Origin of the sequence: Hymenobacter actinosclerus (assembly GCF_900111515.1) — a bacterium.
Lineage (GTDB): Bacteria > Bacteroidota > Bacteroidia > Cytophagales > Hymenobacteraceae > Hymenobacter > Hymenobacter actinosclerus.
This window is the reverse complement of record NZ_FOHS01000006.1, coordinates 57,023-70,682: the sequence shown is the minus strand read 5'-3', so window position 1 is coordinate 70,682 and position 13,660 is coordinate 57,023. Positions and strand designations below refer to the sequence as shown.

7 protein-coding genes are annotated in these 13,660 nt (G+C 61.6%); 6 read left to right on the top strand and 1 reads right to left on the bottom strand.

The window, feature by feature from the left end:
- Nucleotides 1-27: 27 nt before the first annotated feature.
- Nucleotides 28-420, bottom strand: a complete 393-nt coding sequence (locus tag BMY67_RS17310) for a hypothetical protein (RefSeq protein ID WP_143069904.1) — start codon at nucleotides 418-420, stop codon at nucleotides 28-30.
- A 243-nt stretch (nucleotides 421-663) separates the two neighbouring features.
- On the opposite strand from BMY67_RS17310, the gene BMY67_RS17305 reads away from it, so the two are divergent.
- The 6 genes from BMY67_RS17305 (at nucleotide 664) to rnr (ending at nucleotide 13,616) form a co-directional block, all read left to right on the top strand.
- Nucleotides 664-3,087, top strand: a complete 2,424-nt coding sequence (locus tag BMY67_RS17305; RefSeq protein WP_092774010.1) for an efflux RND transporter permease subunit — start codon at nucleotides 664-666, stop codon at nucleotides 3,085-3,087.
- Nucleotides 3,088-3,274: 187 nt separating this feature from the next.
- The gene (ileS, locus tag BMY67_RS17300; protein WP_092774008.1) at nucleotides 3,275-6,679 is read left to right on the top strand and encodes an isoleucine--tRNA ligase; all 3,405 of its coding nucleotides are present in this window, start codon (nucleotides 3,275-3,277) and stop codon (nucleotides 6,677-6,679) included.
- 264 nt (nucleotides 6,680-6,943) lie between these two features.
- Complete coding sequence (locus BMY67_RS17295; RefSeq protein WP_092774006.1) at nucleotides 6,944-7,612, top strand: lipoprotein signal peptidase; 669 nt, start codon at nucleotides 6,944-6,946, stop codon at nucleotides 7,610-7,612.
- A 185-nt stretch (nucleotides 7,613-7,797) separates the two neighbouring features.
- Nucleotides 7,798-9,903, top strand: a complete 2,106-nt coding sequence (locus tag BMY67_RS17290; RefSeq protein WP_092774004.1) for a dipeptide ABC transporter ATP-binding protein — start codon at nucleotides 7,798-7,800, stop codon at nucleotides 9,901-9,903.
- 105 nt (nucleotides 9,904-10,008) lie between these two features.
- Entirely contained in the window at nucleotides 10,009-10,746 is a 738-nt protein-coding gene (locus BMY67_RS17285; RefSeq protein WP_092774002.1) for an ATP-grasp domain-containing protein, read from the top strand.
- Between the two features lie 218 nt (nucleotides 10,747-10,964).
- Nucleotides 10,965-13,616, top strand: coding sequence for a ribonuclease R (gene rnr / locus BMY67_RS17280; protein WP_092774000.1), 2,652 nt, complete (start codon nucleotides 10,965-10,967; stop codon nucleotides 13,614-13,616).
- The last annotated feature ends 44 nt before the right edge of the window (nucleotides 13,617-13,660 follow it).

Below are 13,660 nucleotides of genomic sequence, written 5' to 3'. Positions count from 1 at the left end.
GTTCAGCTTTTAACGGGTCAGAAACGCTTAATTCTCGCTCAGCCATTGGGTGGCGTCGCGGCGGGAGGTGAAGTAATTGAACTCGACCTGGGCCGGGGGCAGGGTGGAGGAGGCCAGCGAATTGCCAATCTGGTACTGGTACTGGCCTTCCGAGACGAGGGCCGCAATGAACAGCGGCTGGGTGGGTTGCCGGGCCACGGCTTCGCTGAGCGGGGCCAGCAGATCCTCCAGGTCGTCGGTGGGCGGGGCGTTGCGCTTGAGGTCGAGCAGCAGCTTGCCGATGTTCTGGGCCAGCATTTCTTCCAGGGCCAGCTGGTAGGCCTGGCCGAAAGAAACCGATAAGCCGGTGGCCGTATAGCTCAGGAGCATGGTTTCCGAAACAGAGTCGAAGGTAAGGGAAGCGTCGGGAGAATGGTACAAAACCATGGAGTTTGAAATATAACAAGCCGGTGTTCGGATAGTGCAATTATTGAGTTGCACAACAGCTTGAACAAGGCATAGTTACGAAACGTTCGGTATAAGTAGTTGCCTATATTCTAAATAAAAAATGTACTTCATTCAGTGGCTGCTCCGCCAAAGCAACTGTTAGCCCGCTACTTACTTCCGGGAAGAGTGCCCATCACCCGCTGATGGTTGCGTACCTTTGCTGCATTTTAACGGTCTATGTGGCGGAATCTTGCCCTGTTTGTAATTAAGAATCGCCGGCTGCTGGTGGGGCTGCTGGCGGCCATTACGGTATTCATGGCCTGGGAGGCGCGCAAGGTTGAGATGACCTACGACTTCGCCCAGGTGGTCGCGCCCGACGACCCGGACATGGTGTACTTCCAGCAGTTCAAGCGCCAGTTCGGCGAAGACGGCAACGTGCTCGTGCTCGGCATGCAGGACAGCTCGGTGTACGAGCTGGGCAAGTTCAACCAGCTCCGGCTGCTGACCGACACGCTCAGTAGGGTAGAGGGCGTGAACGGGGTGCTGAGCGTAACCCGGCTGCCGCGGCTCGAAAAGGACACTGTTAACCGCACCTTCCGGGCCGTGCCCATCTTCCACGGCCCGCCCGCCTCCCAGGCCGAGCTGGATTCGCTGATGCGGGTCGTGAACGAGCAGCAGTTCTACAAGGGCCAGCTGATTTCGCCCACCACCGGCGCCACCCTGCTGGCCCTCACCCTCGACCCCAAATACCTCAATTCGAGCCGGCGCGAGGCCGTGATGGCCGAAATCCTGGGCCACGCCCACCGCTTCGAGAAAGACACCCGAATCCGTCTGCACTACGCCGGCCTGCCCTACGTGCGGGCCACCATGACCACCAAGGTGGCCGCGGAAATGAAGCTGTTCGTGGGCCTGACCATCGCCATGATGGCCCTGACGCTGCTCATGTTCTTCCGCACTTGGTCGGCGGTGGTGTTTCCGCTGCTGATTGTGCTGATTGTGGTGGTATGGTGCATTGGCAGCATGGTGCTCATGGGCTTTAAAATCAACCTGCTCACGGGCCTGATTCCGAGCATTATCATCGTGATTGGGATTCCCAACTGTACCTACCTGCTCAGCCGCTACCACTACGACTATCGCAAATCGGGCAACCAGGTGCTGGCCATGACGCGGGTGGTGCGCAAAATCGGCCTCGTGACGCTGATGAACAACACCACCACGGCCATTGGCTTCGTGGTGTTCTGCTTCACCAACATTGCCATTCTGTATCAGTTCGGGCTGGTGGCCACCATCAATATCTACGTCGCCTTTCTGGTGTCGTTTATCCTGATGCCCATCATCTTCACCATCCTGCCGCCGCCCACGGCCAAGCAGCTGGAGCACCTCGACGCTAAACCGCTCATCAAGCTGCTGGAGTTTTTCGACTACTTGGTGCTGGAGCGCCGCCGCACGGTGTACCTGACGGCCCTGGCCCTGGCCGTGCTGGCGGGCGTGGGCGTGAGCAAGGTGCGGGCCGTGTCGTACATGGTGGACGATTTGCCCAAGGATTCGTCGGTGAACTCCGACCTCAAGTTCTTCGAGCAGCACTTCAATGGCGTAATGCCGCTGGAAATCGTGGTGGACACCGGCAAGGCCAAGGGCCTGCTCAAGCTCAAGAACCTGGAGCGCATCGACCGGCTCGAAAACTACCTGCGCACCCAGCCCGTGCTGACGAGCCCGGTGAGCGTGGTAACGGCCCTGAAAGCCTCCAACCAGGCCTTCTACAACGGCAGCCCCGCCTTCTACCGCCTGCCCGACAACTCCGAAAAGAACTACATTTTCAGCTACCTGGCCCGCTCGCAAAACCAGCCGGGGGCCGAGGGCAACCTCACCAGCAAGCTGCTCCGCTCGTTCACCGACTCCACGATGCGCGAGGCCCGCATCTCGCTCAAAATCGCCGACATCGGCTCCCAAAACCTCGACACGCTGCTCAGCAACCAGATTCGGCCCGAAATCGACCGGATTTTCAAGGGCACTGACCTCACCGCCCGCCTCACCGGCACGACCATCATCTTCACCAAGGGCAACGAATTCCTGATTGGCACGCTCAAAAGCAGCCTGCTGCACGCCTTTATTCTGGTGGGCCTAGTGGTGCTGATACTGTTTCGGAGCATCCGCACAGTGTTCTTCGCGCTGCTGCCCAACTTCTTTACCCTGTTGCTCACGGGTGGCATTATGGGCTACTTCGGCATCCCGCTCAAACCCAGCACGGCCCTTATTTTCAGCATCGCGCTGGGCATTGATGGCGATAACTCCATCCATTTGCTGGCCAAGTTCCGGCAGGAAATGGCCAGCAATGGCCGCCGGGTGCGGGCCGCCATCAGCACCACGCTTTCGGAGGCCGGCACCAGCATGATTTACACCAGCATTGTGCTGTTTCTGGGCTTTTCGGTGTTTGCCTTCTCGGAGTTTGGCGGCACCAAGGCCCTGGGCTTGCTCATGTCGGCCAGCCTGCTCATCACCAACTTCTCCAACCTGATTCTGCTGCCCTGCCTGCTCGTTACCTTCGAGCACGGAGCCAAGGAAGAAACCATCAACCAGTCCAGCATCCGCCACTACGACGACAACTACCACGCCGAGGACGACGAGCTGGAGCTGGATTTGGGAAGGATGCGGAAGAGTTAGTCGTCTTCTTCTAGCCTCTAGTCGCCTCACCCCCTAGCCCCCTCTCCGAAAAAGGAGAGGGGGAACTAGCCTAAAAATTTAATCTAAAATCTAGCTTTAGTTCGTTGCATCTAACTCAAGTCCCCCCTCTCCTTTTTCGGAGAGGGGGCTAGGGGGTGAGGCGACTAAGACTAGAAATACTCTGAACATGTCCTACCCCGAATACAAGCAGCCCCTCAACTACGGTCAGGTTGGTACCGATATCCTGGCCTGGTGGAAGCAGCATAACATCTTTGAGAAGAGCGTGAGCAGCCGTGAAGGCCAGCCGACGTTCGTGTTCTACGAGGGGCCGCCCTCGGCCAACGGCGCGCCCGGCATCCACCACGTGATGGCCCGCACCGTGAAGGACATCTTCTGCCGCTACCAGACGCTGCTGGGCAAGCAGGTGCCCCGCAAGGGCGGCTGGGACACCCACGGCCTGCCCATCGAGTTGCAGGTGGAAAAGGAGCTGGGCATCACCAAGGAGGACATCGGCAAGAAAATCAGCATCGAGGAGTACAACCAGCGCTGCCGCGAAACCGTGATGCGCTTCAAGGCCCAGTGGGACGACCTGACCGAGAAGATGGGCTACTGGGTGGACCTCGACGACCCCTACATCACCTTCGAGCCCGAGTACATCGAGAGTTGTTGGGCGCTGCTCAAGAAACTCTACGACAAGGGCCTGCTCTACAAGGGCTACACCATCCAGCCCTACTCGCCGGCCGCCGGCACCGGCCTGTCCTCGCACGAACTCAACCAGCCCGGCACCTACCGCGACGTGAAGGACACGACCGTGGTAGCCCAGTTTAAGGTGGTGCGGGATGAGAAGTCGGAGAAGCTGTTTACTGGACCAGTATGGGAGGTTGAAAATACTGATGTTTTCATACTGGCTTGGACAACGACCCCTTGGACACTACCTGCAAATACTGGGTTAGCTGTTGGTAAGAATATCCCATATGTTCTCGTTCGGACCCGCAATCCCTATACAAAACAATTCATTAGAGTTGTTTTGGCTAAAGCGCGACTGAAAAGTTATTTCTCTGAATTCACTGAGATAGGAAAAGTTAGACCATCAACGTATTCAGATTGGGGAAGCGTAGAAAGACAGATTCCATGGGAAATTGAAGCCGAATTCACCGGCGCCGACCTCGTGGGCATCCGTTACGAGCGGCTCTTCGGCCACGATGCTGGCTTCCCGGCGTTTGAGGGAGAGGAAAACGCCTTCCGCGTGATTCCCGGCGACTTCGTGACCACCGAGGACGGCACCGGCATCGTGCACATTTCGCCCACGTTTGGCGCTGACGACTTTCGGGTGGCCCAGCAGAACGGCGTGCCGGCCCTGCTACTGGCCGATGACGAGGGCAAGCTCGGCCCCATTGTGGACCGTACCGGCCGCTACGTGGCCCAAATGGGCGAATTCGGCGGCCGTTGGGTGAAGAACTACGACGGCCACGACCAGAGCGGGGCCGACTACAAAACCCTCGACGAAAGCATTGCCATCCGCATGAAAGGCGACGGCACGGCCTTCAAAGTGGAGAAGTACGAGCACACCTACCCGCACTGCTGGCGCACCGACAAGCCCGTGCTTTACTACCCCCTCGACTCGTGGTTTATCAAGACCACGGCCGTCAAGGACCGCCTCATCGAGCTGAACAAAACCATCAACTGGCAGCCCGCCAGCACCGGCACCGGCCGCTTCGGCAACTGGCTCGAAAACCTCGTCGACTGGAACCTGAGCCGCTCGCGCTACTGGGGCACGCCGCTGCCCATCTGGCGCACCCAGGACGGCACCGAGGAAATCTGCATCGGCAGCATCGAGCAGATGAAGCAGGAGATTGACAAAGCCGTAGCGGCCGAAATCATGACCCACAACCCCTACGCCAACGGCGAAAAGGTGGACCTGCACCGGCCCTACGTGGACGATATTTTCCTGGTGAGCCCCAGCGGCCAGCCCATGTACCGCGAGCCGGATTTGATTGACGTCTGGTTCGACAGCGGCGCCATGCCCTACGCCCAGTGGCACTACCCGCTCGAAAACGCCGAGAAATTCCACAAAAACTTCCCGGCCGATTTCATTGCTGAGGGCGTCGACCAGACCCGCGGCTGGTTCTTCACCCTGCACGCGCTGGCCGTGATGCTGGAGGATTCGGTGGCCTACAAAAACGTGATGGCCAACGGCCTGGTACTGGACAAGAACGGCAACAAGATGAGCAAGCGCCTCGGCAACGCCGTCGACCCATTTGCCACCATCAGCCAGTACGGCCCGGATGCCACGCGCTGGTACATGATTGCCAACGCCCAGCCCTGGGACAATCTCAAATTCGACCTCAACGGCATCACGGAGGTGCAGCGCCGCTTCTTCGGCACGCTGTTCAACACCTACTCGTTCTACGCCCTCTATGCCAACCTCGACGGCTTCCGGCCCGGCCAGACGCCCCGTGTGCCGCACGCCGAGCTAGGCGAGCTGGACCGCTGGGTGCTGAGCAAGCTCCAGTCCTTGATTCAGGAAGTGCGCGGCCACTACGACGCCTACGACCCCACCAAGGCCGCCCGCGCCATCCAGGATTTCGTGACCGACCAGCTGTCCAACTGGCACGTGCGCCTCTCGCGCCGCCGGTTCTGGAAGGGCGAGCTGACCACCGACAAGCGCGCCGCCTACGAAACGCTGCAAGAGTGCCTCGAAGTGGTGGCCCAGCTCATGTCGCCCATCGCGCCGTTTTTTGCCGAGTGGCTTTACCAGAACCTGAACACCGGCAGCCAGTCCGCCGACAAGCCCGAATCCATCCACCTGACGCCGCTCGTGCAGGCCGACGAGGCCCGCATCGACAAGGCGCTGGAGGAGCGCATGGAGCTGGCCCAGCGAATTTCCTCGCTCACGCACTCGCTCCGCAAGAAGTCGGTGCTCAAGGTGCGCCAGCCGTTGCAGCGCATTCTGGTGCCGGTGCTCAACGACCGCACCCGCGAGCAGGTGGGTAAGGTGGAAGACCTGATTTGCGCCGAGGTGAATGTGAAGCACGTGGAGTTTCTGGACGACACCAGCGGCGTGCTGGTGAAGTCGGTGAAGCCCAACTTCAAGCGCTTGGGCCAGCAGTACGGCCCCAAGCTGAAGATGGTGGGTGCCCGCATCCAGCAGATGACGGCCGCCGAAATCAGCCAGCTGGAGAAGGAGGGAAGCCTGCGCGTGGAAATCGACGGCGAAACCTACACCCTGGCCCCCGACGACGTAGAAATCCGCACCGACGACCTACCCGGCTGGCTCGTGGCCACCGACGGCCCCCTCACGGTAGCCCTCGACGTGACCCTGACCGACGAGCTGCGCCAGGAAGGCGTGGCCCGCGAGCTGGTGAACCGCCTCCAGAACCTGCGCAAAGACAGCGGCCTGGAAGTGCAGGACAAAATCCGCGTTACGCTGGGCCAGCAGCCCGAGCTGGAAGCCGCCGTGCAGTCGTTCGGCGACTATATCCGCGAGGAAGTGCAGGCCCTCAGCCTCGATTTCGCGGCCGATGTGAACGGTGCCGTGCTGGAATTCGACGACTACCAGGTGCCCGTGCGGCTGGAAGTGGCAACTGCCTGAAACTGAAGTGCCAACCGCCGCTCCTGAAACGGCGGTTGGCACACCGGCGCACAAAGCCTGGCGCCGGCTCCGAAATCCGGCTCAAAAGGGCAAAAACCGACCATCCTAACACATACTGCCCGGCAATCCGGCGGGCTTCCCGGCCAAGCGACCAAGTCTAAAAATCTTCGTCCCTTTGTGCTCCGAGAGGGGAGAGGCTCCGGGGCTGACAGCGTGTCAGCCCCAGGTCTCACTTCTCACTTCTCACCTCTCACTTCCACCTAAATGAAGTACTGGAAATACTACCTCGTGGCGCTGCTCGTCATCGTCATCGACCAGCTCTCGAAGTGGGCCGTGCACCGCTACATGCCCATGGGTATGGCCGGCGAAATCCCGGTGTTTGGCGACTGGTTCAAGCTGCACTACATCCTCAACCCTGGCATGGCCTTCGGGGTGCAGCTGCCCGAACCCTACGGTAAGGCCTTGCTCACGCTCTTTCGGCTGGTGGCAGTTACGGGCATTGGTTACTACATCTATCGATTGTGGAAGCAACACGCGCCTAATGCACTGATTATCTGCATCTCTTTAATTCTGGGCGGAGCCATTGGTAACTTAATCGATTCTATTTTCTACGGCGTCATCTACGACAACGCTCCTTTTGGCTCGCCTACACCCTGGCTGCACGGACAGGTAATCGACATGCTCTACGCCGACCTCTACGAAGGCATCCTGCCTTCTGCCTGGCCCCTGGTAGGCGGCTACCACCTCTCGCTCTGGCCCATCTTCAACATTGCCGACGCCGCTATTTTCGTGGGCGTGGCCCTGATTCTGCTGTTCCAGAACCGCTTCTACGGCCATCAGTTCGCGGCGGCTGATGCCGCCGAGGCCGAAGCCCGCGCCGCCAAAGCCGAAGCCCAGGCCCGCCGCGACGCCGAAGCACCGGAAGTAGCATAACAATAGAACGTCATTCAGAGCGAAGCGAAGAATCTCGCGGGCTGACGTTGAGTAACCATTACAACGTCAGCCCGCGAGATTCTTCGCTTCGCTCTGAATGACAGTTGCCAGTTGCACGGCCCGCCTGATGGTGGGCCGTTTGCATGTTGGGCCCGGCGGCGCGTCGTCCTGTTATCTTTACCACCATGCCCGTTCCCATTCTCTCCGTCCGCGACCTGACCATTGATTTCCACAGCCACCGCGGCAATACGCGGGCCGTGGAGGGCATTACGTTTGACTTGCACCGGGGCGAGACGCTGGCTATTGTGGGCGAATCGGGCTCGGGCAAGTCGGTTACCTCGCTGGCTCTGATGGGGCTGGTGCCCATGCCGCCCGGCCGGGTGGCGGCGGGGGAGGCCCGGTTCCAGAGCGAGGCCCTGGGCGAAGTGGATTTGCTGCGCCTGACTGACGAGCAGCTGCGGCAGGTGCGGGGCAACGATATCGGGATGATTTTTCAGGAGCCCATGACTTCGCTGAACCCGGTGTACCACTGCGGCCCCCAGGTGGTGGAGGCTTTGCGCCTGCACACCACGCTAACCGAACAGGAGGCCCGCGCCCGCACGGTCGAGCTGTTCACGATGGCTCGCCTGCCCCGGCCCGAGAAAATCTTCGCCAGTTACCCCCACGAAATCAGCGGCGGCCAGAAGCAGCGCGTGATGATTGCCATGGCTATGGCCTGCAACCCCGCCCTGCTCATCGCCGACGAGCCCACCACGGCCCTCGACGTAACCGTGCAGGCCCAGGTGCTGCGCCTCATCGATGAGCTGCGCCGGGAGCACGACACGGCCGTCATCTTCATCACCCACGACCTGGGCGTAGTGGCCGAAATAGCCGACCGGATTCTGGTCATGTACCGGGGCCGGGTAGTGGAGCAGGGCCCGGTACTCGACATCTTCACCAACCCCCAACACCCCTACACCAAAGGCCTGCTAGCCTGCCGCCCAAAACTTTCAGTCGGCCGCAAAAAACTTCCCGTAGTGGCCGATTTCATGCAGGAAATGGCCGACGGCAGCTTTATTGCCACGGAAAGCAACCCAGCGCAAGTAGTTAAGAATGAAGCGGCTGATAGGGTAGGGCCTACAACTGCTACTGAAGCCGAAACCACCAAAATGTTCCCCGTGGAACATTCTGTTTCACGCCCCGAAACCCCGCATTTCGGCCTCGAATCGGCCCCCAGCGCCGAATCGGGTCTGCCGCTGCCCCTCGCTGCCGACCCGGTGGCGGAGGCTTCGCAAACGACTTCGGATGCCCCGGTGGCCCCAGCGGCCCAGGGCTTAAGCCCTGGGCTAGTCAGCGCGCCGGAGCCTAGCAAAACGGCTGATGGGGGGGAGGCCGCTACGCCTGAAACGCTGGAAGCTGGTTCCACCACCGTAGCCCGCTCCGTAGCCCAGGGTTTCAACCCTGGGACACTGAAAGACGTTGCCTCAGGCCCCCTCCTCCAGGTCGAAAACCTGAACGTGTACTTCCCGATTCGCAAGGGATTTTTCAACCGCAAGCCCGAGTTTGTGCGGGCCGTGGATGGCGTGAGCTTCGCGATTTATCCTGGCGAAACGGTGGGGCTGGTGGGCGAATCGGGCTGCGGCAAAACCACGCTGGGCCGGGCGCTGCTGCGGCTGGTGGAACCAACCGGGGGCCGCATCCTGTTCGGGGGCGACGATTGGGCGACCCTGCCGGCCGAAACCCTGCGGCTGCGGCGGCGCGAGTTGCAGATGGTGTTCCAGGACCCCTACGCCGCTCTTAACCCCATGCTGACGGTGGGCGAGGCCATCTGGGAGCCCATGCGGGTACACAACGTAGGCGGCAGCCGCGAGCAGCAGCGGGCCCGGGTGCTGGAGCTGCTGCGCACGGTGGGCCTGCGCGAGGAGCACTTCCAGCGCTACCCCCACGAGTTCAGCGGCGGCCAGCGCCAGCGCATCTGCATTGCCCGCGCCCTGGCCCTGCAACCTAAGTGCATCGTCTGCGACGAGTCGGTTTCGGCCCTCGACGTATCGGTGCAGGCCCAGGTGCTCAACCTGCTCAACGACCTCAAACGCGAGTTCGGCATCACCTACCTCTTCATCACCCACGACCTCTCGGTAGCCCGGTTCATGTCCGACCGGCTGCTGGTCATGCGCCAGGGCCAGATCGTAGAAAGCGGCCCCGCCGCCGACATCTACGCCAACCCCCGGCACGAATACACCCGGCAGCTACTAGCCGCCATCCCCCGCGACTCGCCGGCCGATATTCGGGCGGCCGTGGCCAGTAGGATGTAGAGACGCATATTTGCGTCTCGTCGTTGCTGAGGTTGACCGTTCTATTCTGTTTCAATGTCAGCAACGACGAGACGCAAATATGCGTCTCTACACCCCACTAATACTATGCATATCCTCTATCCCTCTCTGCCCTACGAAACCGCTACCCCCGACCCCTTGTGGGAACCCGAGTACCGTTGGGCCCAGGCCCAAGGCTGGCAGGTTCGGCTATTCGATGTTGAAACCAACCTGTTTCGGCCCGCCACTGCCGACCCAACCCCGGCGCTGTACCGGGGCTGGATGCTGACGGCTACCGAATACGCCACACTGGCGCAACGGACGCCACTGCTGGTTATGCCGGCTGAATATCTGGCCTCCCATGAGGCGACGGGCTGGTACGAGGCGGTGCGCGAGTTCACCATTCCCAGCACTTTTAGGCAACCTGATAACGTGCCCGATTTTGCTGACGGCCAGACCTACTTCGTGAAGGGCCTCGTGAAATCGTTCGGTACCGACTCGGTGGTAGCCTCGCCCGAGCAGTGGCAGCAGCTGCTGACGAAGCAGCAGATGGGTCCCAATGAGCAGCTGTTCGTGCGCGAGTTCGTGCCGTTGCGGGAAAAGTCGGAGCAGCGCTTTTTCGTGGTGAATGGCCGGGCTTATGGAGCCGCCGGAGCCGAGTTGCCGCCGCGGCTGGTGCCGGTGCTGAACCAGTTGGCCGGCCGCCGGTTTTATAGTCTCGACGTGGCCCGCACCTGGACTGGCGAAGCGGTAGTGGTGGAAGTCGGCGACGGGCAGGTATCCGACCTCAAAGAGTGGCAACTCGACGACTTTGGCGCCACCGTGCTGGCCGCTCTGGCGCAGTAGTTGCGCTGTTTAGCTGCACGGCGCGGCTATGAACTGCCAGTTGCTAGGCATGGCGTTCTATTGCCGATATAGTTATTCCCCGTTATATTCCGTAGTATCTTCCAGCGGCCGCCGCGTCGCTGCTCTTTTTTTTAACCCCCGAAGGCCTTCAACCCGAAGCCTTCCCTCATTTCAACCTCTGCCGCCTGAGAAAACGACAATACCGGCGGCCCGACTACATGAAACAACCCTCTACCAAGGCCCCCCGCGCGCCCCGCGCGAAGGCCGCCCCCGCCGAACCAACGGCCCCCGCGGCCCCGACGGCCGCCATCAGCCAGGACCAGATCATGCGGATTTTCCGCGACAACCCCGGCAAAGTCCTCACTTACCGCCAACTCTCGCGCCGCCTTGGCGTGACCACCAAAGACCAGCGCGAAGTGGTGTTCGCCCACCTGCGCGAGCTGCGCCAGCAAAACCAGCTGCTGCTGATTCAGAACGACGAGTACCGCCTTACCGACGAGGCCCAGGCGGCCCTGGCCGCCGCGCCCAAGGGCCGCCGCAAGGCCGGGGTATCGGTTAAGCAAGACGAAGAGTCGGAAGCTGCCGAACCCACCACCGAGCCCGGCGAGCTGCCGGCCGGTAAGCGCCTGCCCCGCGGCGGCCGGGTGGCCGAAAGCGAGTTTGGCCAGAACCCCGTGGTGCACCGCCGCCGCGAGGCCGGCTTCGATTTCGCCGACGCCGATGAGCCCCAGTCGCCGCGCCGCCGCCGCGAGAGTGGGGGCGATACCATTGTGGGCACCGTGGCGCTGGCCACCGAGAAGTACGCCTTCGTGATTAGCGAGGAGACCGAGAAGGACGTGCGCGTGTTTACCGACCGCCTGCGCTTTGCCATGCAGGGCGACACCGTGCGGGTGCGGCTGCGCGACTCCCGCGACGGCCGCCCGGTGGGCGACGTGGTGGAGGTGCTCGACCGCAAGCGCCCCGAAGTAGTGGGCCGCCTGCAAATCCGCGACCATGTAGCCTTTGTGAAGGCCGATAACCGCAAGCTGTACTTCGATGTGTACGTGAGCCACGACGACCTGAACGGCGCCCAGAACGGCGACAAGGTGCTGGTGCACGTGACCGAGTTTCCGGAAGACGGCTCCGACCGTTCGCCGGCCGGTGTCATCGTGCGCAGCTTCGGGCAGGCCGGCGGCAACGAGGCCGAAATCAACGCCATCATGGCCGAGTTCGGGTTGCCGTTCGAGTTTCCGGCCGAAGTGGAAGCCGACGCCGAGGGCATGCCCGATACCATTCCGGCCGAGGAAATTGCGCGCCGCCGCGACTTCCGCGACGTCACGACCTTCACCATCGACCCGGCCGACGCCAAGGACTTCGACGACGCCCTGTCGATTCAGCAGCTCGAAAATGGCCGCTGGGAAATTGGGGTGCACATTGCCGATGTAACCCACTACGTGCGCCTCGATACGGCCCTGGAAAACGAGGCCCGCACCCGGGCTACGTCGGTGTACCTCGTCGACCGCGTGATTCCGATGCTGCCCGAGCACCTCAGTAACGGCCTGTGCTCGCTCCGTCCCAACGAGGACAAGCTCACCTTTTCGGCCGTGTTTGAGCTGGACGAGAACGGTAAGCTCTACAGCACCTGGCTGGGCAAAACCGTTATTCACTCCGACCGCCGCTTCGCCTACGAGGATGCCCAGGAGCGGATTGAGGGCCTGGAATCGGACTACACCCAGGAGGTGCAGCTGATGAACCGCATTGCCAAAAAGCTGTGTGCGGCCCGTTTCAAGCAGGGCGCCATCAGCTTCGAAACGCAGGAAGTGAAGTTCCGGCTCGATGAGAACGGCAAGCCGCTGGGCGTGTACGTGAAGGAGCGCAAGGACGCCCACAAGATGATTGAGGAGTTCATGCTGCTGGCCAACCGCAAGGTGGCCGAGTTCGTGTTTAAGCTCAAAAAAACCAAGCCCCGCCTGACGATGGTGTACCGGGTGCACGACTCGCCCGACCCCGAGCGCCTGCAAAACTTCGCCCTGTTCGCCAAGAAATTCGGCTACCAACTCGACCTCAAAAGCCCCCAGAACCTGAGCACCGAGCTCAACGACCTGAGCCAGGAAGTGGTGGGCCGCCCCGAGCAGAACGTGCTCCAGACCCTGGCCATCCGCACCATGGCCAAGGCTACCTACACCACCGACCCGCGCGGGCACTTCGGCCTAGCTTTCGAGCACTACTCGCACTTCACCTCGCCCATCCGCCGCTACCCCGACATGATGGCCCACCGCCTGCTCGAGCACTACCTCGAAGGCGGTAAAAACGTGGAAGTGGAGCCGATTGAGGAGGAGTGCAAGCACTCGTCGGAGCGCGAGAAGCTGGCCGCCAGCGCCGAGCGGGCCAGCATCAAGTTCAAGCAGGTCGAGTTCCTGCAGGACCACATCGGCGAGCAGTTCACCGGCGTGGTGTCGGGCCTCACCGAGTGGGGTATGTACGTGGAAATTGCCGAGAACAAGTGCGAAGGCATGATTCGCATCAGCGACATTCCCGGCGACTACTTCGAGCTCGACAAGGACAACTACCGCCTCGTGGGCCAGCGCACCAAGCGCATTATCCAGTTCGGCGACGAGCTGGAAGTGGAAGTAAAAGCCGTCAACCTGCTCGACCGCACCATCGACTTCGCGTTGGTCGACGACCGGCCCGACGCCGTGAAGCAGCGCGAGCAGCAGGAGCGCCGCGAGAACGGCGGCAGCAGCCGCCCCCCCCGGGGCAGCAGCCGCGGCGGCAAGTCGGGCGGCAACGGCGGTGGCCGCGCTGATGGCAAGAACAGCAGCAACAGCGCCGGCGGCCGCTCCGACGGCAAGAGCAGCAAAGGCGGCTCCGGCGGCAAGCGTCGCCGCTAACGCGCTACTGGTAGAATCAGCTGCCTGATTACACGCAAAGCCCC